Source organism: Pseudonocardia kunmingensis, from assembly GCF_006716445.1.
Lineage (GTDB): Bacteria > Actinomycetota > Actinomycetes > Mycobacteriales > Pseudonocardiaceae > Pseudonocardia > Pseudonocardia kunmingensis.
Map to the genome: position 1 here is coordinate 2422738 of NZ_VFPA01000001.1, position 21652 is coordinate 2444389.

At 73.8% G+C, this 21652-nt stretch carries 23 protein-coding genes; 8 read left to right on the forward strand and 15 right to left on the reverse strand.

All coding sequences use genetic code 11. The features are described 5' to 3' along the window. Positions 1-4: 4 nt before the first annotated feature. The 5 genes from FB558_RS11620 to FB558_RS11640 form a co-directional block, all read right to left on the reverse strand. A complete protein-coding gene (locus FB558_RS11620) occupies positions 5-832 on the reverse strand; it encodes an aldo/keto reductase (protein ID WP_142051589.1) in 828 nt (275 codons plus the stop codon). 186 nt (positions 833-1018) lie between these two features. Beyond that, complete coding sequence (locus tag FB558_RS11625; RefSeq protein ID WP_142051592.1) at positions 1019-1462, reverse strand: FmdB family zinc ribbon protein; 444 nt, start codon at positions 1460-1462, stop codon at positions 1019-1021. Between the two features lie 64 nt (positions 1463-1526). Next, positions 1527-2816, reverse strand: a complete 1290-nt coding sequence (locus tag FB558_RS11630; RefSeq protein WP_142051595.1) for a hydroxyacid-oxoacid transhydrogenase — start codon at positions 2814-2816, stop codon at positions 1527-1529. Then, a complete protein-coding gene (locus tag FB558_RS11635; RefSeq protein ID WP_246106370.1) occupies positions 2813-3628 on the reverse strand; it encodes an N-acyl homoserine lactonase family protein in 816 nt (271 codons plus the stop codon). The genes FB558_RS11630 and FB558_RS11635 overlap by 4 nt, the downstream gene beginning before the upstream one ends. 105 nt (positions 3629-3733) lie before the next feature. Continuing rightward, positions 3734-4816 (reverse strand): TerD family protein, encoded by a 1083-nt coding sequence (locus tag FB558_RS11640; RefSeq protein ID WP_142051597.1) that lies wholly within the window; start codon positions 4814-4816, stop codon positions 3734-3736. A gap of 39 nt (positions 4817-4855) precedes the next feature. Here FB558_RS11640 and FB558_RS11645 point away from each other — a divergent pair, with 39 nt between their 5' ends. Beyond that, a complete protein-coding gene (locus FB558_RS11645) occupies positions 4856-5062 on the forward strand; it encodes a DUF4177 domain-containing protein (protein WP_142051600.1) in 207 nt (68 codons plus the stop codon). A gap of 202 nt (positions 5063-5264) precedes the next feature. Here FB558_RS11645 and FB558_RS11650 read toward each other — a convergent pair whose 3' ends face one another. Next, positions 5265-6146, reverse strand: a complete 882-nt coding sequence (locus tag FB558_RS11650) for a manganese catalase (protein ID WP_142051603.1) — start codon at positions 6144-6146, stop codon at positions 5265-5267. A gap of 205 nt (positions 6147-6351) precedes the next feature. Here FB558_RS11650 and FB558_RS11655 point away from each other — a divergent pair, with 205 nt between their 5' ends. The 5 genes from FB558_RS11655 to FB558_RS11675 all read left to right on the forward strand — a co-directional run bounded on the left by FB558_RS11655 (position 6352) and on the right by FB558_RS11675 (position 12150). After that, on the forward strand, positions 6352-7644 hold the full coding sequence (locus FB558_RS11655; protein ID WP_142051606.1) for a PP2C family protein-serine/threonine phosphatase: 1293 nt from the start codon (positions 6352-6354) through the stop codon (positions 7642-7644). 11 nt (positions 7645-7655) lie between these two features. Further along, positions 7656-8567, forward strand: coding sequence for a 1,4-dihydroxy-2-naphthoyl-CoA synthase (locus tag FB558_RS11660; RefSeq protein ID WP_142051609.1), 912 nt, complete (start codon positions 7656-7658; stop codon positions 8565-8567). A 46-nt stretch (positions 8568-8613) separates the two neighbouring features. After that, positions 8614-9777, forward strand: coding sequence for an o-succinylbenzoate--CoA ligase (menE, locus tag FB558_RS11665; RefSeq protein WP_142054021.1), 1164 nt, complete (start codon positions 8614-8616; stop codon positions 9775-9777). Between the two features lie 118 nt (positions 9778-9895). Beyond that, on the forward strand, positions 9896-11116 hold the full coding sequence (locus FB558_RS11670; RefSeq protein ID WP_142051613.1) for a hypothetical protein: 1221 nt from the start codon (positions 9896-9898) through the stop codon (positions 11114-11116). A 152-nt stretch (positions 11117-11268) separates the two neighbouring features. Next, positions 11269-12150, forward strand: coding sequence for a 1,4-dihydroxy-2-naphthoate polyprenyltransferase (locus tag FB558_RS11675; RefSeq protein WP_142051616.1), 882 nt, complete (start codon positions 11269-11271; stop codon positions 12148-12150). Here FB558_RS11675 and FB558_RS11680 read toward each other — a convergent pair. Next, the gene (locus FB558_RS11680) at positions 12106-12459 is read right to left on the reverse strand and encodes a DUF4229 domain-containing protein (protein ID WP_142051619.1); all 354 of its coding nucleotides are present in this window, start codon (positions 12457-12459) and stop codon (positions 12106-12108) included. The genes FB558_RS11675 and FB558_RS11680 overlap by 45 nt on opposite strands. Positions 12460-12621: 162 nt before the next feature. Between FB558_RS11680 and FB558_RS11685 the strand changes: the two genes are divergently transcribed. Next, positions 12622-12846, forward strand: a complete 225-nt coding sequence (locus tag FB558_RS11685) for a BldC family transcriptional regulator (protein WP_094926410.1) — start codon at positions 12622-12624, stop codon at positions 12844-12846. Positions 12847-12931: 85 nt separating this feature from the next. Continuing rightward, positions 12932-13150 carry a hypothetical protein gene (locus tag FB558_RS11690; protein WP_142051622.1) on the forward strand — a complete coding sequence of 73 codons (219 nt, stop codon included), beginning with the start codon at positions 12932-12934 and terminating at the stop codon, positions 13148-13150. A gap of 21 nt (positions 13151-13171) precedes the next feature. Here FB558_RS11690 and FB558_RS11695 read toward each other — a convergent pair whose 3' ends face one another. The 8 genes from FB558_RS11695 to FB558_RS43900 form a co-directional block, all read right to left on the reverse strand. Next, positions 13172-14503: a MinD/ParA family ATP-binding protein gene (locus tag FB558_RS11695; protein WP_142051625.1), complete on the reverse strand. Its 1332-nt coding sequence runs from the start codon at positions 14501-14503 to the stop codon at positions 13172-13174. A gap of 116 nt (positions 14504-14619) precedes the next feature. Next, complete coding sequence (ccsB, locus tag FB558_RS11700) at positions 14620-15552, reverse strand: c-type cytochrome biogenesis protein CcsB (protein WP_425467990.1); 933 nt, start codon at positions 15550-15552, stop codon at positions 14620-14622. Then, on the reverse strand, positions 15552-17063 hold the full coding sequence (resB, locus tag FB558_RS11705) for a cytochrome c biogenesis protein ResB (protein ID WP_142054023.1): 1512 nt from the start codon (positions 17061-17063) through the stop codon (positions 15552-15554). The genes ccsB and resB overlap by 1 nt, the downstream gene beginning before the upstream one ends. 116 nt (positions 17064-17179) lie before the next feature. Next, the gene (locus FB558_RS11710) at positions 17180-17956 is read right to left on the reverse strand and encodes a cytochrome c biogenesis CcdA family protein (protein WP_142051632.1); all 777 of its coding nucleotides are present in this window, start codon (positions 17954-17956) and stop codon (positions 17180-17182) included. Between the two features lie 86 nt (positions 17957-18042). Then, complete coding sequence (locus tag FB558_RS11715; protein ID WP_142051635.1) at positions 18043-18630, reverse strand: TlpA family protein disulfide reductase; 588 nt, start codon at positions 18628-18630, stop codon at positions 18043-18045. Continuing rightward, positions 18627-19262: a histidine phosphatase family protein gene (locus tag FB558_RS11720; RefSeq protein WP_142051638.1), complete on the reverse strand. Its 636-nt coding sequence runs from the start codon at positions 19260-19262 to the stop codon at positions 18627-18629. The genes FB558_RS11715 and FB558_RS11720 overlap by 4 nt, the downstream gene beginning before the upstream one ends. Further along, complete coding sequence (hemL, locus tag FB558_RS11725) at positions 19259-20596, reverse strand: glutamate-1-semialdehyde 2,1-aminomutase (RefSeq protein WP_142054025.1); 1338 nt, start codon at positions 20594-20596, stop codon at positions 19259-19261. Before hemL ends, FB558_RS11720 begins: the two co-directional genes overlap by 4 nt. Before the next feature lie 59 nt (positions 20597-20655). After that, the gene (locus FB558_RS43900) at positions 20656-21618 is read right to left on the reverse strand and encodes a hypothetical protein (RefSeq protein WP_211366310.1); all 963 of its coding nucleotides are present in this window, start codon (positions 21616-21618) and stop codon (positions 20656-20658) included. Positions 21619-21652 lie beyond the last annotated feature (34 nt).

The following is a 21652-nucleotide window of genomic DNA, read 5'->3' on the forward strand; positions in this document are numbered from 1 at the left end:
GGGCTCAGCCGAAGGTGTCCGGGTCGGGTCCGAGGCGCGTGCCGCTGTCGAGCTCGGCGATCGTCGCGACGTCGTCCGGGCTGAGCTCGACGTCGAACACGTCGATGTTCTCCCGGATCCGCGACGGGGTGACCGACTTCGGGAACACGATGTTGCCCAGCTGGATGTGCCAGCGCAGCACGATCTGCGCCGGGGTCTTCCCGTACTTCTCGGCGAGCGAGACGAGCCGCTCGTCCCGCAGCAGCTCACCGCCCTTCGCGATCGGGCTCCAGGCCTCGGTCGCGATGCCGTGCTCACGGTGGTAGGCGCGCAGCTGCTCCTGCGGCAGCAGGGGGTGCAGCTCGATCTGGTTCACGGCCGGGACGGTGCCCGTCTCGGCGGCCAGCCGCTCGAGATGCGGCACCTGGAAGTTCGACACGCCGATCGAGCGCGCCTTCCCGTCGGAGGCGATCTTCTCGAAGGCCCGCCACGTCTCCACGTAGCGGTCGGCGTGCGGCCGCGGCCAGTGGATCAGGTAGAGGTCGACGTACTCCAGCCCCAGCTTCGCCAGGCTCTCGTCGAGCGCCGCGATGGCCTCGTCGTAGCCGTGACGGGGGTTGTTGAGCTTGGTGGTGACGAACACCTCCTCGCGCGGCAGCCCGGACTCCCGGACGGCCTGCCCGACGCCCTCCTCGTTGCCGTACCCCTGTGCGGTGTCGATGTGCCGGTAGCCGGCGTCGAACGCCGCGCGCACGGCCCCGGCCGTCTCGCCCGGCTCGATCTGGAAGACGCCGAACCCGAACTGCGGGATCTGCACGCCGTTGTTGAGGCGGATGTTGGGTACCTGCGACATGGCTACTGTCTACCCCCACCCCCGACGCCCTACCGGCGATCCCCGTCACCCACCCGATGCCAGACACGGCGGCGACCCCGGCCGCCGCGCCCGCGGCCTGCGCGCCGCGAAGGCGGCACACACCTCGGAGCCCTCACACACACCGCCGGGCATGTGTGCCGACACCCGGACGTGTGTGCGAGCTCCCTACGTGGCGGGCGGCTGCCCGGTCGACGGTGGGGCAGCGCCGCCGTGGCCGTGACCGTGACCGTGGCCGTGACCGTGGCCCGTCGCCGCTCCGGGCATCGGGTCGCCCGCCCGCAGCGGTGCGCCGTGGAAGCGGCCCTCGTGGGCGATGATCGGGCGCTGGTCGCCCGCCAGCTCGGGGTGCTTCGCCTCGAGGCGCTGGCGCCGGTCCCACTCGCGCCGCAAGCCGGTGACGTACTCCCGGTTGCCCTCGTGGGTGCCGCGCCAGGTCTGCGGCATCTGCTCCTTCGCGAGGCCGGCGCTCGCCTGTCCGAGCAGGCTCGGGCCCGCGGGGATCTTCCGCGGCGCACCGCCGCACGCCGGGCAGGCCGGTGCAGCCGCCCCGACCCCGACGAGCCGCTCGAACCGCTCGCCGCACTCGCAGCGGTAGACGTAGATCGGCATGTCGGCGCCTCCAGCGGGTCGTGGGTGGAGACGAGTGCCCGAGCACTCGTCTCCACTCACGGGGTCACCAGTTCTCGACGGACTTCGTGAGGATGTCGGCGATGTCGTCCTCGGTGGGCGTCCGCGGGCACGTGGCGAGCAACCGCTGCTGCTTCATCGTGCCGGGGACCAGGTCGGGCACGTCGGCCTCGGTGTAGCCGACGCCGCCGATGCCGTTCGGGATCCCGATGTCGCGCATCAGCGACACCAGAACCGACGGGAGCTGCTCACGCGGGTCGTTCACCGTGTCCGCGCGCGGATCGAGCATCTGGGCGGCCTTCAGGTGCCGCTCGGGGGCGCTGTCGAAGGAGAACCGGAACGCCTCCGGCGCCGTCAGCGACACGGACTGGCCGTGCGGCACCATCGGCTCCTCCTGCGGGTAGCCGGCGGGCCGGTAGTCCTTCACCATCCCCGCGATCGGGTAGGCGTTGGCGTGCGGGATGTGCACGCCGGAGTTGCCGAAGCCCATGCCCGCGAACGTGGCGGCCATCATCATGTTCGACCGCGCCTCCACGTCGTCGGCGCCGCGGTGCACGGCGTCCCGGAACGACTGCGCGAGCAGCGCCATGGACTTCTCGCACCACAGGTCCGACACCGGGTTCGACCCGCAGTAGGTGACCCGTTCCTCGGGCTTCTTCCGGTCGAAGGTGGTGTACCAGCGCGCTGTGTAGGACTCCAGCGCGTGGCAGACGATGTCCATCCCGGACGCCGCCGTGACCTCGGGCGGCAGCGACATGGTCAGCAGCGGGTCGATCACGGCGAGCGTGGGCCGCAGCCGCCAGTGGCTGATCCCGGTCTTGACCTTCATCGACAGGATGTCCAGCACGCACATCGCGGTGGACTCCGAGCCGGTGCCTGCCGTCGTCGGGATCGCGACGAGCGGCTTGAGCTGCCCGGGCGGTGTCTTCGCGGCCCCGATCGGCTTGTTGATGTAGTCCATCAGCTCGCCGGGGTGGCTGGTGAGCAGGTTGATGGCCTTGGCGGTGTCGATCGCCGAGCCGCCGCCGACGGCCACGAACCCGTCCCACGGCCCCTGGGCGCGGGCGTACTCGGTGGCCTTGTTCATCGAGTCGTCGGTGGGCTCGACGTGCACCCCGTCGAAGATCTCCGACTCGATCTCGTAGCGCCGGAGGTTGTCGGCGATGCGCTCCGGGATGCCGATGGCGTGGATCCCCGGATCGGTGACGATCAGCACCCGCCGCACGCCGTACCCGGACATCTCGAAACCGACCTCGTCGGAGGCGCCCGCGCCGAACTTCAGCGGCGGCGCGCCCCACGTGAAGATGGTCTCCTCGGTGAGATCGACCCCGGTCATGTGTAGGAGCCCTCCGGCGCGACCCGCAGCTGGTGGATCTGCTCGGCGTCGTGGCCGAACACCATCGTGGCGTCGGTCCGCTCCTGGACGCCGCGCAGCTTCTCCACGGACGCGTAGAAGTCCTCGAGGTTGTTGACGATCGCGGCGGGCGTGGCGGGCGGCCCGTAGCTCTCACCCATGTAGACGGCGTCGGACGTGAAGATCATCGTGCCGGAGTCGGGCAGGTCCACCTGCATCGACATCGTGCCGACGGTGTGGCCGGGCGTCTCGATCAGCGTGACGCCGGGCAGGAACTCGGTGTCCCCGCTGACGGTCTGGAACTCCAGGCCCTCGTAGTCGGTCTTGAGGTGCGCGCCGGTGAACAGCCCGTCGAACCCGAACGCGAAGTCCTTCTCCCGCTGGTGGCACACGAGCTTCGCGCCGGTGTTCTTGAACATCTGCGCGTTGCCCGCGTGGTCGAAGTGCAGGTGCGACAGGACGACGTAGTCGATCTCGTCGAGGCCCACGCCCATCTGGTGGAGCCGGGAGTCGAGGTACTCCTCGTCGCTCACGTTGTCGTACGGGAAGAAGTCCTGCAGGCCGGTCGGCCCCCAGCGCTCCTCCCAGTCACGCGGGCAGCTCGTGTCCCACAGCAGCTTGCCCTCGTCGGTCTCCACGAGGACGCAGTGCGTGGGGACGTCGACCCACGGCGCCGGGCCGTCCTTGTGGTTGCGGTCGGTGATCGAGCGCCCCGGCTTGAGCAACAGCCAGGTCAGGTCGGCCGTCATCGCTCCGCAGGGGATCACGCTCACCTTGTTCGCGGTCGCCATCATGATCCTCTCGACGGTGAGGGAGGGATCTCCCGACCGTGGCACCCGGGACACGACCCGTCAATCAATGCGCACTGATCGATGGATCAGGTGGGGGTGACGCGGGGATCAGGTGAGCCCCCGCACGACCTCCTCCGCCACGCCGAACATCGACCGCGCGCTGCGGCCGTCGTGGAACTCGCCGATCGCGGTCATCTCCCACGCCGCGCCCGCGCGGCGCAGGACGCTCATCACCACGCCGGTGCGCGGCGCCGACTCGGTGAGGTCGAACCGGACGAGCTCGGCCCCGGAGGCGAGGTCGACCAGCCGGCAGTAGGCCCCGGCCACGGCCGTGAACTCCTGGCCCTGGAAGGAGTTGACGACGAACACGATCGCCGCGACCGAGCCCGGCAGCCCCTCCAGGTCGACGGTGATCGTCTCGTCGTCGCCCGCGCCGTGCCCGGTGAGGTTGTCCCCGGAGTGCTGCACCCGCCCGTCGAGGGCCTGCTTGCTCATGAACCAGACGGCGTCGGCCTTGCGCCCGTCGGTGCCGACGAGGATCGCCGAGGCGTCCAGGTCGACGCTGCGCCCGCGCGCCGCCGGGTCCCAGCCCAGCCCCATCGCGACGCGCCGCAGCGCCGGGGCACCGCCCTTGGTGAGGGAGACGGTCTGGCGCTTCTCGAGCGACACCCTCCCCTTGTCGAGCGTGACCTTCGGCGTCGGCACGGGCACCGGTTCGTCCTCGACGGTGATGCCGAAGTCGGTGGCGATGCCCGCCAGCCCGGACGCGTAGCCCTGCCCGACCGCGCGCACCTTCCACTGCTGGCCGCGACGGTAGACCTCGACGCACAGCAGTGCCGTCTCGGCGCCGAGGCCACCGGGCTCGAACACGGCCACCGGCACGCCGCCCACGGCGACGTCCAGGCGCAGCGGCCCGAGGGTGCCGAACGTCCCGGTGTCGAGGCTCGCCGTGACGACGACCTTCTCGACCGCCGGCTCCACGGCCGCGGGCTCGACGTCCACGCCGTCCGGGCGGTACCGGACGCCGGGTGCCTCCGGCTGGTTGTAGAAGACGAAGTCGGCGTCGCCACGCACCATGCCGGACGCCGTGACCAGCAGCGCGGAGACGTCTACCGCGGCACCCGCCGAGACGCGCACCGCGACCGGACCGGGCGGGAGCGGCGCGTTCGCGCCCTTCGCGAGGGTCTGCACCCCGCCGATACTGCCAGCGGATCATGGCAACCTGGTCCCATGGCCAGATACGAGTACCGGGTGCTGCAGCTGCGCGAGAGCATGATCGGCGGGAAGCTCTCGGCCGACAAGCTGGAGAAGCTGCTGAACGACGAGGCGCAACAGGGCTGGCAGCTGAAGGCGATCACCTCCACCGAGGTGAAGGGCCGGATCGGCCCGGGCGGGGTGGACGGGCTGCTGGTGACGCTGGAGCGCCCAACCGCCTGACGACCCACGGCCCGCCGAGGACGGACGGGGACGCGCGCGCCTCCGCAACGCTGCGACCCGCCGCACACACCTGCACGACTCCGCACAGACGCCCGGACATGTGTGCCGGGGGCGGGAAGTGTGTGCGGACGGGCCTCAGACGGCTGGCAGGGCCGCGAGCCGGCCCGTCACCGGTCGACGGAAGTGCCGTTCGGCGGTGCCGTCACTCCTTGTGGAGCTTGTCCTGCGCGGTGCCCGCCGCCTTCTCCACCGGGTTCGGGACGTCGGTGGTGCCGTACATGCGCGCGTCCGGACGCGTGGGCGGGGGCATCGGCGCCGTCGTCGTCGGGCCGTCGTGGTAGCTGAACTCGCCCTTGCCGTCGGGCGTCGGACCGGCGGCCCAGCTGCCCTCGGCGGCCGCCTTGCCGTCGCTGAAGTTCTGGTACTGGTAGGACACCGGCTGGTACTCCTTCGACAGCGGGAAGTTGCTCGGGGTCGGGAGCGTCTCGTAGCCCTCCTCCTGCAGCTCCCGGGCCGCGGCGATCCACTGGTTCTGGTGCATGTTGTCGCGGGCGAGCAGGAACGACAGCAGGTCGCGCACGCCGGCGTCGTCGGTCATGTGGTAGAGCCGGGCCACCTGGATGCGGCCCTGCATCTCCGCGTTGGCGTTGGCCGTGAAGTCGGCCAGCAGGTTGCCGCTGGCGGTGATGTAGGAGCCCTGCCACGGGTTGCCGTTGCTGTCGACGGGGCGCGCGCCCGCACCGGCGACGATCGCGTGCTGCACGTCGGTGCCGCCGACGATCGCGGCCACCGTCGGGTCGTCCTGCACGGCGTCGCTCGTGATGCCCAGCGGCGCCTTCTCCAGCAGCTGGGCGATCATCGTCGCCAGCATCTCGACGTGCCCGATCTCCTCGGACGCGATCCCGAACACCAGGTCGCGGTACTTGCCGGGCAGGTGCATGTTCCAGCCCTGGAACATGTACTGCATCGCCACGGTGATCTCGCCGTACTGGCCCCCGAGCACTTCCTGCAGCTTGCGGGCGTAGACGGCATCCGGCTTGTCCGGCGTGGACTTGAACTGCAGTTCCTGGCGGTGGAGGAACATCCGTACTCCTCTGGGAATCGGCGATGTCGCTCGCCCGGGGTCACCGAAGCGCCGCCCCTGAAACGGGTCGTCCGCGAGACTGGCCCCGGGAGGTCAGCGGGCGTCGAGGCGTGGACGCGGCGCTGCCGGGGTAGCCGGGACCGGAGATCGGGTCGACGGGCGGCGGAACGAGGAGGCGAACCGCGATGCGCCACCGCGCACTCCGGTGAGCGGGCTCGACGCGCAGTGGCAGCGGGCGCTCGTGGCGCTGCTGGAGCGCTCCCACCTACTCACCGGCGACACGATCGCGACCGCCCTCGACGAGGTCCTCGCCCCGCTGCGGCTGCGTCCCGAGCTGTACCTCGTCGACCACGAGCAGCTCGAGCTCCGGCCGCTGCGCCCCGGCGCCGGGTCCCCGGACCGGGTCGACTCCACGGTTCCGGGCCGGGCCTACCAGCTGGGCACGGTGCTCGAGGCGCACGACGCGGACGGCCACCGCGTGCTCTGGGTCCCGCTGGTCGACGGCGTCGAGCGGCTCGGCCTGCTCCGGGTGCTCCTCGCGCCGGACGCCCCGGAAGCCGGCCCCCGGCTGCGCGAGCGGGTGGTGGTCTTCAGCGGCACCCTCGCCCACGTCCTCGCCTCCAAGCTCGCGCAGAGCGACCTGCTGGTGACGACGCGGCGCCGGCAGCCGATGTCGGTGGCGGGGGAGCTGCTGTGGCAGCTGCTGCCTCCGCTGACCGTCGCCACCGACTCGCTGGCGCTCGCCGCCGTGCTCGAGCCCGCCTACGACGTCAGCGGGGACGCCTTCGACTACTCGGTCGGGGCCACGGAGGCGTACTTCGCGATCTTCGACTCGTCCGGCCACGACCTGAGCGCGGGCCTCACCACCTCCGTCGCGCTCGCGGCGTCGCGGACCGCCCGCCGTGAGCACCACGACCTCGCGGGCATGGCCGAGCGCGTCGACGCCGCCCTGACCGAGCAGTTCAGCGACCACCGCTTCGTCACCGGCGTGCTGGCCCGGCTCGACGTCGGGACGGGGCGGCTGCGCTACCTCGTCGCCGGGCACCCGGCCCCGGTGCTGGTCCGGGCCGGTCGGGCCGTACGCACGCTGGAGGGCGCGCGGCGCATGCCACTCGGGCGCCTCGCGTCGCTCGCACCGCAGACCGCCGAACCGGCCGAGGAGCTCCTGGAGCCGGGCGACCTGGTGCTCCTCTACAGCGACGGCGTGGAGGAGGCCCGCGACGCCGACGGCGAGGAGTTCGGCACCGACCGGCTGATCGCGCTCGCCGAGCGCGCGGCGGCCGACGGCCTCCCCGCCCCGGAGACGCTGCGCAGGCTCGCCCACGCCGTGCGCGAGCACCGCGGCGCCTCGCTGCGCGACGACGCCACGCTCGTGCTGGTGCAGTGGTCGGGCCGGGCGGCCGAACGGCTGCTGCCGCGCCCGGCGGGCGAGGACGTGGGCGAGGACGTGGGCGAGGTCGGAGAGGACCGGCCGCGCCCGGGCGCGGGCCCCGCATAGGCTCCGACCCCGTGGACACCGCTGCCCCGTCGGAGCTGTTCGACCCCGCCGCGTGGCGGCCGGTCGAGGGGTTCGACTTCGCCGACATCACCTACCACCGGGCCGTCGACACCGGCGCCGTGCGGATCGCGTTCGACCGGCCGGAGGTGCGCAACGCGTTCCGGCCCGGCACCGTCGACGAGCTGTACCGCGCGCTCGACCACGCCCGTCAGACCCCCGACGTCGGCTGCGTGCTGCTCACCGGCAACGGGCCCTCGCCCAAGGACGGCGGCTGGGCCTTCTGCTCGGGTGGCGACCAGCGGATCCGCGGGCGCACCGGCTACCAGTACGCGTCCGGCGAGACCGCCGAGACCGTCGACCCGGCGCGCGCCGGGCGGCTGCACGTCCTCGAGTGCCAGCGGCTCATCCGGTTCATGCCGAAGGTCGTGATCGCGGTCGTGCCGGGGTGGGCCGCGGGGGGCGGGCACTCGCTGCACGTCGTCTGCGACATGACCCTCGCCAGCGCCGAGCACGGCCGTTTCAAGCAGACCGACGCCGACGTCGGCTCCTTCGACGGCGGCTTCGGTTCGGCGTACCTCGCGCGGCAGGTGGGCCAGAAGATCGCCCGCGAGATCTTCTTCCTCGGACGCGAGTACTCCGCGCAGGAGGCGCACCGGATGGGCACCGTCAACGCGGTCGTCCCGCACGCCGACCTGGAGAAGGTCGCCCTCGAGTGGGCGAGGGAGGTCAACGGCAAGTCGCCGACGGCCCAGCGGATGCTCAAGTACGCCTTCAACCTGATCGACGACGGGCTGGTCGGGCAGCAGCTGTTCGCCGGCGAGGCCACGCGGCTGGCGTACATGACCGACGAGGCCGTCGAGGGTCGCGACGCGTTCCTGCAGAAGCGCGACCCCGACTGGACGGCCTACCCGTGGCACTACTGACCCCCGCGGGTCGGGGCCCGAGCGCGAGCAGGACCGGGCGGTGACCCTGCGGGTCGTGACCGTCGACGGCTCGCCCGCGTCGGCCCGCGCGCTCGTCGCGGCCGTCCGGGCGGCGCTCGAGGGCGGCCCTGCCGTACTCCCGCTCGGGCCGGGGGAGCCGGTCCCCACCGCCGATCCCGGGCCCGGCACGGCGCTCGTGATCGCCACCTCCGGCTCGACGGGCGTCGCCAAGCACGTGGTGCTCTCCGCCGCGGCGCTGCGGGCGTCCGCGCTGGCCACCGCGGCGCGGCTCGGCGGGTCGGGCCGCTGGCTGCTCGCGCTGCCCGCGCAGCACGTCGCCGGGGTGCAGGTGGTGGTCCGGTCCCTGCTCGCGGGCGCCCCGCCCGTCGTGCAGGACCTGCGCGACGGGTTCCGGCCGGAGGCGTTCGCGGCCGCGACGCGGCAGCTCGGCACCGGACGGCGCAGCACGAGCCTCGTGCCCACCCAGCTCGGCCGGATCCTCGACGCGGGCGGCGCCGCCCTCGACGCGCTGCGCGGCTACGACGCCGTGCTGGTCGGCGGGGCCGCACTCACCCCGTCGCTGCGCGCCCGCGCCGGTGCGGCGGGCGTCGCGGTCGTCACGACCTACGGGATGAGCGAGACGGCGGGCGGCTGCGTCTACGACGGACGCCCCCTCGACGGCGTGCGCGTCGCGCTGGACGCGGACGGCCGCATCCTGCTGGGCGGTGCCACGCTCGCCGACGGCTACCTCGACGCGCCCGCGCTCACCGCCGCGGCGTTCGCGGGCGGGTGGTTCCGCACGAGCGACCTCGGACGCTGGCGGGACGGCCGCCTCGAGGTGCTGGGGCGGGCCGACGACGTGATCGTCACGGGCGGGGAGAAGGTCGCCCCGGCCGCCGTGGAACGCGTGCTGGCCGCCCAGGCAGGCGTGGCCGCCGCGTGCGTCGTCGGGCTCCCGGACCGCGAGTGGGGCCGGCTCGTGGCGGCCGCCGTCGTCCCGGAGGGCGGCGCGCCGGGCCGCCCGCCCGACCCGGCGCTGGATCCCGTGCTGGCCGAGCGGCTGCGCGCCGCGGTCCGGGCGGAGCTCGGCCGTGCCGCCGTGCCCCGGATCCTGCGCGCCGTGGCCGCGATCCCGCTGCGGGGCATCGGCAAACCCGACCGCGCCGCCACTGCCCAGATCCTCACCCGGCCACACCACCGGGACGGATGACTTCGGACTACACCTCTTCGTGGCGCTCACCCTGCGCTCATTGACCCCGCGCGCCTCATCCGTTCTGCTGCATCCCGGACAGGTACTCCCGTCACAGCGGCACCAGGGGGCACGGGGCATGAGGTGGGGAACGGCGACCGCGGTCCTGGGCCTCGCGGGCAGCCTCGCCCTCGGCGCGGCGGCGCCGGCCGCGGCCGCCGACCCGCCGCCCTCGTGGACCGCGGACCTGCGGACGGGCGAGGCCGCGGGCGTCGCCGTCGACGCCACGTCGGCCCGCCTCGACCCGGCCACCGCCTTCCCGGCCGCCACCGAGGGCGGCGCCGAGGACCGGGCCACGCCGGAGGCGGCGGTCCGGCCCACCGGCCTGCTGACCTTCCCGGCGCAGCGGCTGCAGCGCACCGCGGACCGGGTCGTCGCGAGGATCGACGCCGAGGTACCGCCCGGCGCCACCGCCACCGTGGACGTCCGCGCCCGGCGCAGCAGCGGCGGCTGGACCGAGTGGGTCCCCGCCACCCCGGACGGGGGCGGGCAGGCGGTGGAGCTCCCGGTCGCCGCCACCGAGGTGCAGGGCAGGCTCGTCCTCGCGGGTGACCCGGCGGCCGGGCCCGTCGTCCGGTCGGTGACGCTCACCGCCCACCCGGCACCGCCCGGTCGCGCCGAGAGCGGGCAGGCGGCGGAGGCGCTGTCCTACCGCGTGTTCGCCACGCGCGAGGGGCTCGTCGGCGGCACCACCGCGAACGGGCACGTCATCCGCCCCCGGGACCACTTCGCCGCGCTGCCCTCGCGCCGCGCGCTCGCGCCCCGCGGCAGCAGCGACTACTCGGTGGAGGTGTGCGCGCCGACCGGCCGCTGCGCCTTCGCCCCGGTCTGGGACGTCGGACCGTGGAACACCCGCGACGACTACTGGAACCCGCCCTCGCGGCGCCAGGAGTGGCGCGACCTGCCCCGGGGGGTGCCGCAGGCGCAGGCCGCGCACCAGGACGGCTACAACGGCGGGCGCGACCAGTACGGCCGCCGGGTGGCGAACCCGGCGGGCATCGACCTGGGAGACGGCCTGTTCTGGGACGCCCTCGGCCTGCGGGACAACGCCTGGGTCACCGTGGACTACCTGTGGACGGGTGCCGAGCGGCTGTCCCGGGTCGACGACGACACCGACGTGCTCGCCGCCCCCGATGCCGCCGCCGAGGTCGTCGGGATCGCGGCGGAGGACGCCGCCGTCCCGGTGGAGTGCGTGCTGGACACCGGTGCCGGGCGCTGGCTGCGGATCGGCGCCGACCAGTACCTCGAGGCCGCGGCGGTCCCCGACCTGGAGCAGGCCACGACCTGTGCCCGGCCGTGAGCACCCGACGCGGGAGACGCGTGCACCGAGACCCCGACTCGCGGGGGGAACGCCCCCCTCTCCCCGCGAGTCGGGCTCTGGGTGCACGCGGATCGCCCTCCGCGGGCCGGACTCCCGGCGAGGGGGACGCGGGCGCGGGATAACGTTCATGCGTGGCCACGCTCGCGCAGTGGGTGGAGGGTGCACGACCGCGCACCCTGCCGACCGCCCTCTCCCCCGTCATCGCCGGCACCGGAGCGGCGATCGGCCAGGGTGTCGTCGCTCCCGGCCGGGCGGTGCTGGCGCTCGTCGTCGCGGTGTCGCTGATGATCGGCGTCAACTACGCCAACGACTACTCCGACGGCATCCGCGGCACGGACGACGAACGGGTGGGGCCGCTGCGGCTGGTGGGCTCCCGCCTCGCGGCGCCGTCCACCGTGCGCGCGGCGGCGCTCGCCAGCCTCGCGGTCGCCGGGCTGGCCGGGCTGACCCTGGTCTCGCTGACCCAGCAGTGGTGGCTGATCGCGGTGGGGGTCGCCTGCATCGCCGCCGCGTGGTTCTACACGGGGGGCTCGCACCCCTACGGGTACCTCGGCCTCGGCGAGATCGCGGTGTTCGTGTTCTACGGGCTCGTCGGCGTGCTCGGCACGGTGTACACGCAGAGCGGCCCGCCGGGGGCGCTCGCCGTGGTCGCCGCGATCGGCGTCGGCATGCTCACCAGCGCCGTGCTGGTGGCCAACAACCTGCGCGACATCCCCACCGACACCGCCGTGGGCAAGCGGACGCTCGCGGTGTTCCTGGGCGACCGCGACACCCGCCGCCTGTACGCGGCGCTGATGCTGCTGCCGTTCCTGCTGTCGGCGGGCGCCGGGGTGCGCAGCTGGCCGATGCTGCTCGCGCTGCTCGCGGTGCCGTTCGCCGTGGTGCCCGTGCGCGACGTCCTGCGCGGCGTCGAGGGCACCGCGTTGATCCGCGTGCTGGCCCAGACCGGGGTGCTGCTGCTCGCCTGGTCAGTGTTGACCGCGGTCGGACTCGCGGTCGGCCGGTTCGTCTGACGCGGTGGGCGGTCCGGCGTCCGCAGGCGCGTCGCCACGCAGCCGGGAGCGCAACGCCTCCCGTTCCTGCGCGCGCCGCTCGCGGGCCACGGCCAGCGCGCCGTCCAGCCGGCTGCGCAGGTCGCGGAACAGGACCATCGACAGCGGAAGCGCGACGATCAACGCGATGAGCAGGGCGAGGAGCAGTGGCACCCCCGCCAGGAGCAGCAGTGCCGCCACCAGGGCGACCAGCGCCACGCGGGCGCCGGTGTAGAGCGCGACGGTGGCGGCCAGCCCCGGCTGCCCGGTGCTCGGAGTGGGCGAGGACATGCACCGAGGGTACGACCGCGACCGCCGGACCGGTCTCCGCAGCCCTGCCAGCTGTGTCCGGTTCGTCCTTGAAGAGCCCTTTACCTCCGGACAACCGTTCGAGTACCCGGGGTCCCAGGTGTCACGATGGCCCGGAAACATCCTCGTTCTGGGAGGTCATGGATGTCGACCACGGTCCACGCCGGCAGCACCGAGCGACTGCTCACCCCCGGTGAGGTTGCTGCCCTCTTCCGGGTCGACCCCAAGACCGTCACGCGGTGGGCGTCCGCCGGCCGGATCGGGTCGATCCGCACACCGGGCGGCCACCGGCGCTTCCGCGAGTCCGAGGTGCGCAGCATGCTGGCCGACCTCACGAGCGAGGCCACGCTGCCGCCCGCCCGTCCCTGACCCGCCTCCGCTCACAGCACCGGGCCGGACTTCACCCCGACGCCGCACGTCCTCGGCTAACCTCGGCGTCGGAGGTGGTTCGACAATGCTTTTCCTCATCGCATTCGTCGGCGCCGCGATCATCGCTCTGGTGCTGTGGAAGGCGATGAACTCCGGCGCCGTCGAGTTCCCGCAGCCGCAGCGGCAACGCCCTGTGGTCCGCCCGACCCGGCCGTCCCGGGTCAGCGGCCCCGACGACGACCCCGACTTCCTGCGTCAGCTCGACGAGAAGGTGCGCAAGCGCGACGAGCCGCCCAGCCCCTGACCGGGCGGCCCGGGGTGGGCCTCAGGCAGGCACACCCTCGAACGCGTCGGCCACGGCCGCCGCGAGCTCCAGCAGCGCCAGGCGCGTACGGGGTTCCAGGCGGTCGAGGTCGACCTCCGCACCCTCCTCGAGGTGTGCGTCGAACGGCACCCGCACCACGGTGCGGCACCGCGCCGCGAAGTGCTCGCCCACCTTGGCCAGGTCCACGCCGCCCGCCGAGCGGTGCACGCAGTTGATCACCGCGACCGAGTTGCGCACCAGGTCACCGTGGCCGTGGGCGTCGAGCCAGTCCATCGTGGCCGAGGCGCTGCGCGCACCGTCGATCGACCCGGACGACACGATGATCAGCTGATCGGCGAGCCCGAGCACGCCGTACATCGCGGAGTGCATGAGGCCGGTGCCGCAGTCGGTGAGCACGATGTTGTAGAAGTGCTCCAGCAGCGTGACGGTGCGCCGGTAGTCGTCCTCGCTGAACGCCTCCGACACGGCCGGGTCCTGCTCGCTCGCCAGCACCTCCAGGCGCGACGGGCCTTGCGAGGTGTAGGCGCGCACGTCGGTGTAGCGGCGCACGCGCTGCGCGTCGCGCAGCAGGTTGCGCACCGTGGCGCTGGTCTCCAGCGGGATCTTCTGGCTCAGCGTGCCGCGGTCCGGGTTCGCGTCCACCGCCACCACGCGGTCGCCGCGCTGCGAGGCGAACGTGGCGCCCAGCGTGGCCGTCACCGTGGTCTTGCCGACACCACCCTTGAGGCTGAGGATCGCGATCTTGTGGCAGCCGATCAGCGGCTGGTTGACGCGGGCGGTCAGCTCGCGGCGGCGCACGTCGGACGGGCTCTCACCGGGATTGATCAGCCGCCCGGACGCGACGTAGACGAACCGGCGCCAGCCCGACTGCGGGGGGCGGCGCGTGGGGCGCAGCACGCGGGCCGTGGCCAGGTCGGTGGGCCGCTGCCCGTCGTCACCGGCGCCGTGGGCGCTGCGGGCGCGCTGGGCCTCCTGCGCGGCCACGGCGCCCGGGTCGATCCAGCGCGCCGTGCCGCGCGGCGGCGTGCGCGGCACGGTGTCGTCGGCGGCGGGCCATCCCGGCGGCAGGTGGTCGGGAACGGACCCGTTGCGGCCCGCCGGCTCACCGGCCGGACGCCGGGGCGACGCCTGCTCGGGGTCGGGCGCGACCGGAGCGGGTGGCGTGGACGGCACCGACTCGAGGTCCGGCTGCCGGCGCGGCGCGGGCGGGTCGGACGCGGCGACCTGTGCGGCCGCGCCCCGCGACGGGGTGGCACCCCATCGTTCCCGCACGTAACGGCCCACCGATCCGTCCGGGTAATCCCGATCGTCACCGAATTCACGCTCTGTCATCGATGCATCCCGCCGAACCCGTCGAGTCGACCGCTGAACCCCCGCACGGACGCCGACGGTAGTCGGATGTGTGCCCGCGGTCGAGGCGCGGTCGGGTGGCACCGCGTCACGGCGTGTCAGCCCACCCCGGCGTACGAGTGCAGACCGGCGACGACCATGTTGATGAAGAACAGGTTGAAGATCATCGTAGCGAAGCCCGCGACGTTGACCCACGCCGCCCGACCGGTGCGCCACCCCGCCGTCGCCCGGGCGTGGAGGTACGCCGCGTAGATCACCCAGGAGACGAAGGCCACGGTCTCCTTCGGGTCCCATCCCCAGAAGCGTCCCCAGGCGGCCTCCGCCCAGATCGCCCCGGTGATGATCGCGAACGTGAACAGCGGGAACGCGACGATCGTGACGCGGTAGGCGAGCCGGTCGAGCGCGTCGGCGGAGGGCAGCGCGCTCGTGACCGCGGGCAGCGCGCTCGTGAGGCGCAGCAGGTACAGCATGCTCACGACACCCGACACGAGCAGCAGGCCCGAGGAGATGCTGATCGTGGTGACGTGGATGCTCATCCAGTACGAGCGCAGCGGCGGCACCACCGGCCCTGCGGGTGCGTAGAGCACCGAGTCGGCCAGCAGCATCAGGATGAGCACCGGCAACAGGACGAACGGGCCCGCGGGGCGTGACGCCGGCGCGCGGCGCAGCACGACCAGCCACGTCACCACCGCGGCGAGGCAGATCACCGAGATGTACTCGTACATGTTGCCCATGGGCCACCGCTCGGCGGCCACCCCGCGCAGGACGATCGACGCCGCGTGCAGCAGCGCGCCCAACACGACCAGCGCCACACCCATCCGGCCGAAGCGCTCGGCCCGGCTCCGGCGGGGCGCCTGCGTCGGCTCCGCGCCGGTGTCGGGCTCGGCCTGCGGGCCGCCTGCGCCCACCAGCACGGATGCCTTCGCCCGCCCGGCCGCGTACTCCACGGCGTGCAGGAGCATCGCGAACGCGTAGATCGCGGCGGCCGCCACGAACAGGCGGTCGCTGTAGACGGCGAGTTCCGCGAGCATCAGCTCTCCTCGGATCGTGCGGTGGTCGGTTCCAGCAGGTCCGCGCGCATGCGGTCGAACTCCTCGCCGTAGCCCGCCCGGTCGGTGCGGGCGAGGCCGCCGATCTCCACGACGGTGCGGGCGCCGTCGTCGGCCGGGGTGAGGCGGGCCCAGAAGCGGCGCCTGCGGATCGTCAGCGACAGGCCGAGCCCGGCGAGCAGGAGCACGGAGAAGACCAGTACGGCCTGCTGGCCCGGGTCGTAGCTGACCTGCAGGTAGGCCCAGTCCTCCACACCGTCGAAGCGCACGACGGTGCCGTCGTCGAGGGTGAGCGACTCGCCCGGCACGAGGTTGGCGCGGGCGACCCGCTGGAGCTCCCCCGACTCGACCATGCCCTGGTCGACCTGGAAGATCGACTGGCCGCGCCCGTCGTCCAGGCCCAGGTCACCGCGCAGGACGTCGACCGCGACCTCGGGCGCGAGCAACCCGGGGAACACCGACGTGACGATCTGACCGCCCGAGCTCGTGGGGGCGAACAGCCCGGTGATCGCGAGCTGGGACTCCCGGCGCTGCGCCTCGTCGGTGATCCCGGGTGGCTCGAACTTCGTGGCGCCCTCGGACAGCAGCGTGGCCTGGTCGACCGGTCGCCACTGGATCCCGCCGGTGCGCTGCTGCCCGTCCGGGAACGTGACGGTGAACTGCGGCGCGTACCCGTGACCGAGCAGGTAGACCCGGTGACCGTCGAGCCGCAGCGGGTGGTTGACCTCCAGCTCGTGGCTCTTCCACTCGTCGATGCGGCCCGCCTCGACGTCCTCGGCGCTCTGGTAGGAGAGCGCCCCGTGGAAGCGTTCGGCCTGGCCGTTCGGCTGGAACTCGGCCTCGAAGTCGTCGAGCCGGACGCAGAACGGGGTGAGGCCGGTGCCGTCGACGCTCAGGCCCGCGCGGAACGAGTCGTAGCCGAGGATGCCGGTGTTGCAGAACTGGCCACCCCCGGACATGACGATGACCTGGCCCTCGTAGCCGAACAGCTTCCCGGCGCCGAAACCGACCAGCAGGCCGATGAGGCTCAGGTGGAACAGCAGGTTGCCGGCCTCGCGCAGGTAACCCTTCTCCGCGGAGATCGTGCGCCCCGGCCCGTCGGGCCGCTCGACGCGGCGCCACCCGCGCAGCCGGGCCCGCACGCGCTCGGTGGCCTCGTCGGGGCCGACGTCGAGCGTGGCCGCGGCGTGGTGCGGCATGCGGGCGAGATTGCGCGGTGTGGCGACCGGCGTGGCCCGCAGCGCCACGGCGTGGTCGAGCGTCCGCGGCAGCACGCAGCCGACCAGCGAGACCATCAGCAGCAGGTAGATCGCGGCGAACCACGGCGCGGCGAAGACGTCGAAGAACCCGAGGCGGTCGAGCGTGGGCGCGAGCCAGGGGTAGTCGGTGAAGTACTGGTCGACGAGCCGCTGGTTGAGCGAGCGCTGCGGCAGCAGCGCCCCCGGCAGCGCCGCGAGGGCCAGCAGGAACAGCAGGACGAGCGCTGTGCGCATCGAGGTGAGCCCGCGCCACCCGTTGCGCAGCACGGCCCGCACCCCCGCGAGGCGGGGTCCTGGTGCGCGCGGGTCGGGGCCCGCGGGCGCGGGTGCCTCGGTGGGTGTGCTCACGGCTACAGCACCGGGACGAAGCCGGCGACGGACACCTGCATCCGGGCGAGCAGGGCACCCCAGACGCCGGTGACGAGCAGGACCCCGACGGCCACCATGAGGACGCCACCCGCGATCTGGATCGTGCGGGTGTGGCGGCGCAGCCAGCCCAGTGCGCGGACGGCCCGCGAGGCCCCGAGCGCGATCAGCACGAACGGCAGCCCGAGCCCGACGCAGTAGGCCAGGGTCAGCACCACGCCGCGCAGCGAACCGCCGCCGGTGCCCGCGGCCACCGCCACCACGCCCGCGAGCGTCGGCCCGATGCACGGCACCCAGCCCAGGCCGAACACGGCGCCCAGGAGCGGCGCGCCCCACACACCGGCACGGGGCACCCAGTGCACGCGGCGCTCGCGCTGCAGCACCGGCACCAGCCCCACGAACGCCAGCCCCATCACGATCATGACGACGCCGCCGGCCCGCTGCAGCGCGGCCTCGTTGGCCACGAGCACGTCGGCCAGCCAGACGACGCCGGTGAGGATCGCGCCGAACACCACGGTGAAGCCGGCCACGAACAGGACGGCCGCCCCGGCGACCCGCCACTTCCCGCTGCGCCGCTCACCGGCCTCCGCGAGCGTGGCGGGCGGGGCGTCGGCACCGACCAGGCCGGCCAGGTAGGCGAGGTAGCCGGGCACGAGCGGGACCACGCACGGCGACGCGAAGCTCACGGCCCCGGCCAGCACGGCCACGGCGGCCGCGACCAGCAACGGGCCGGAGACGGCGAGCGCGGTCGAGGGGTCCATCGCCCATGAGGGTAGGCCGCGTGCTAACGGGCCCCCGCACCGGGTTCTACAACGTGTAGTCGATCGTGGCGGCGCACTCGCAGCGGTCAGGCGGGAGCGGCGGGGGACTCGGCCTGCAGGCGCTCCACCACCGGGATCAGCTCGGCCACGCGGATCTTCGTCAGGTAGACCGCCGCCACCCGCTGCTGCTCGTCGAACACGATCGTCGACGGGACCACGTTGCGCGGGTAGCCCGACAGCCCGGCCAGCGCGCGGGCCGGCGGGTCGAAGATCGAGTCGAAGGTGATGCCGCGGTTGCGGACGAAGTCGAGGGCGTCCTGCCGGACGTCGCGCACGTCGAGCCCGAGCACAACCGCCCCGGTCTCGTTGCCGATGAACTGCAGGTCGGGCATCTCCTCGCGGCACGGGCCGCACCACGATCCCCAGATGTTGAGCACCACGACCTTCCCGGCGTGGTCGGCGAGCCCGATCGTCGTGCCCTCGTGCAGCAGGCTCTCGCCGGTGATGCCGTCGACGGTGCCCCGGCTCTCCGGGGGGTCGTAGAAGATCGTCGTCTGGCCGCCGGGGGCGACGAACTGGAAGTCCCCGCCGGTGGCCACCGCCTCCTGCGTGCTCGAGCAGCCCGCCAGCAGCAGCGCGACCAGGGCGAGGGCCGCGGCCCGCAGCCGGTTCATGCGCCGGTCTGGCCGGGGTCGCTGGCGCCGGCCGGCTCGGTGTAGCGCAGCTGCGTGAGCTCCGTGCCGGTGAACACCAGCGAGGTCACCGACGCCAGGGCGCACTGCCTGCGCCGGGGGTCGTGCCACAGGCGCTGCCCGGTGACGAACCGGCGCAGCGTCCAGATGGGCAGCTGGTGCGACACGCACACGGCTTCGTGGCCCTCGGCCAGCTCGCGGGCGCGGTGCACGGCGGCGAGCATGCGGTGCGCGATCCGCAGGTAGGGCTCGCCCCACGACGGGGTGAACGGGTCGCGCAGCAGCGGCCAGTACCGCGGGCTGCTCAGCGCACCGCTGCCGACGGAGACGGTCTTGCCCTCGAAGGCGTTCTCCGCCTCCAGCAGCCCGTCGTCGGTGCGCACCTCCAGCCCGTGGACGGCGGCGAGCGGCATGGCGGTCTCCTGCGCGCGCTGCAGCGGCGAGGCGAGGACGGCGGTGACGTCGACGTCGGCGAGGGCCTTGGCGACGATCTCGGCCTGGTCCCGCCCCTTGTCCGAGAGGTGGAAGCCGGGCAGCCGGCCGTAGAGGATCCCCGTGGGGTTGTGCACCTCGCCGTGGCGCAGCAGGTGCACGACGGTGCGCGGCCCGGTCACTGCGCGGCCTCGGCCGGAGCCGTCGCCGTCGCGGCCGCCTGCGCGGCGGCCGGCAGCGCGTCGGCGATGGCCTGGAAGGCGTCGTCGTCCAGCGCGGCGGAGACGAACCACGCCTCGAACGCGCTGGGCGGCGCGTAGACGCCCCGGTCGAGCAGCGCGTGGAAGAAGGCCGGGAACCGCCAGGTGGCCGCGGCCTGCGCGCCCGCGTAGTCGTGCACCTCGTCCTCGGTGAAGAACACCGAGAGCAGGTTGCCCGCGAGCTGGACGCGGTGCGGCACGCCCGCGGCCCGCAGCGCGTCGCCGATCAGCCCGCCCAGCCGGGCGGCGTTGGCGTCGAGCGCGGCGTAGACGGCCGCGTCGGCGTGGCGCAGCGTCGCGAGCCCGGCGGCGACGGCGACGGGGTTCCCGGAGAGCGTGCCCGCCTGGTAGACGGGCCCGGCGGGAGCGAGGTGGGACATGTGCGCGGCCGACCCGCCGAACGCCGCGGCGGGCAGCCCACCGGACATGACCTTGCCGAACGTGTAGAGGTCGCCCGCCACCCCGTCGATGCCGAACCACCCGGCCGGGGAGACCCGGAACCCGGTCATCACCTCGTCGATCACGAGCAGCGCGCCGGCCGCGTGGCAGATCTCCCGCAGGCCCGCGTTGAAGCCGGGCCGCGGCGCGATCGCACCCATGTTGCCCGCGGCGGCCTCGGTGATGACGCAGGCGATCTCCTCGCCCCGCTCGGCGAAGACGGCGCGCACGGCGTCGAGGTCGTTGTAGGGCAGGACGACGGTGTCGGCGGCCTGCGCGCCGGTGACGCCGGGGCTGGTGGGCAGGCCCAGCGTGGCCACGCCCGAGCCGGCCTGGGCGAGCAGCGCGTCGACGTGACCGTGGTAGCACCCGGCGAACTTGACGATCACGCGCCGGCCGGTGATGCCGCGCGCGAGCCGGATGGCGCTCATCGTGGCCTCGGTGCCGGAGTTCACCAGCCGCACCTGCTCGACGGGCCCGACCCGTCCGATGATCTCCTCGGCCAGCTCCACCTCGGCCGGGGTGGGCGCGCCGAAGGACAGGCCGTGCACGGCGGCGGCGCGCACGGCGTCGACCACCGCGGGGTGCGCGTGCCCGAGGATCATGGGCCCCCACGAGCTCACGAGGTCGACGTAGGTCCGGCCGTCGGCGTCGGTGAGCCAGGGGCCGCGGGCCGAGACGAGGAACCGGGGCGTGCCGCCCACCGAGGTGAACGCCCGCACCGGCGAGTTCACCCCGCCCGGGATCGCAGCGGACGCCCGCGCGAACAGGCGCCGCGAGGCGTCGGTGCGGTCGGCGGTGTCGGGACCGGAGGGGATCGGCGAGCTACCCACGCCCGCCAGTCTCACATCCGGCGCCCGAGGCCCGCGGAGCGGGATCAGGCGCGGGCGCGGCGGAACCAGCGGCTCGCGTCGGGCATGAACAGGATGATCGTGCCGCCGACCGAGCACGCGACGATCACCAGGAGCAGCAGGAGGCTGCCGGTGTCGCCGGACAGGCCGGTGAGCGCGCCCGCCAGCATGACCAGCGTGAAGATCACGGTCATGATCGTCAGCAGGATGCGGGCCCAGTTGCGGCCCATGAACGCCAGCACGGCGAACAGGACGTAGAGCAGGGCGAGCACCAGCATGACGGCGCCGATGGTGCGGATCCCGGAGACGAGCGTCTCCATCGTCAGCCCGACCTCCTGCATCTGCCCCTCGAGGTCGAGCCCCGGCGGGAACATGCTCGGGTCGATGGGCACCGCGAGCAGCAGGGCCCCCGTCGCGAGGAACGGCAGCGCGCTGAGGATCAGCAGTACCAGCGAGAGGGCCAGTATCCCCGGGCGCTTGACGGGCTCGTCCTCGGCGTCGAGACCGGCCGCGCCGCCGTACGGGCTGCTGTAGCCCTGACCGCCGTACTGCGCCCCGTAGGGCGAACCGCCGTACTGCCCGGGCTGCGTGTACTGCCCCGGCTGGCCGTACTGACCCGGCTGCCCGTACGGGTTGTACACCGGCTGCTCGCCGTACTGCCCTGGCTGCTGGCCGTACTGGCCGTACTGGCCGGGCTGCTGGCCGTACTGACCCGGCTGGCCGTAGGGGTTGTACTGCGGCTGCCCGGGCTGGCCCTGCTGCCCGTAGGCGGGCTGCTGGCCGTACTGCCCGCCGTACTGCCCCTGCTGGGCGTACGGGTCGTACTGCGCGGGCTGCCCCTGGCCGCCGGGTTGCGCGGGCTGCTGCCCGTACTGGCCCGGCTGACCGGCGTCGCCGCCCGGCTGCTGCGGCTCCTGCCCGGCCTCCGGGGATCCCGAGCCCTGGTCCGGCTGCTGGTCCCCGCGCTGCGGGTCCGACGGGGTGCTCACGGCGTCACCGTAGATCCGACGTCATCGGCTGTCC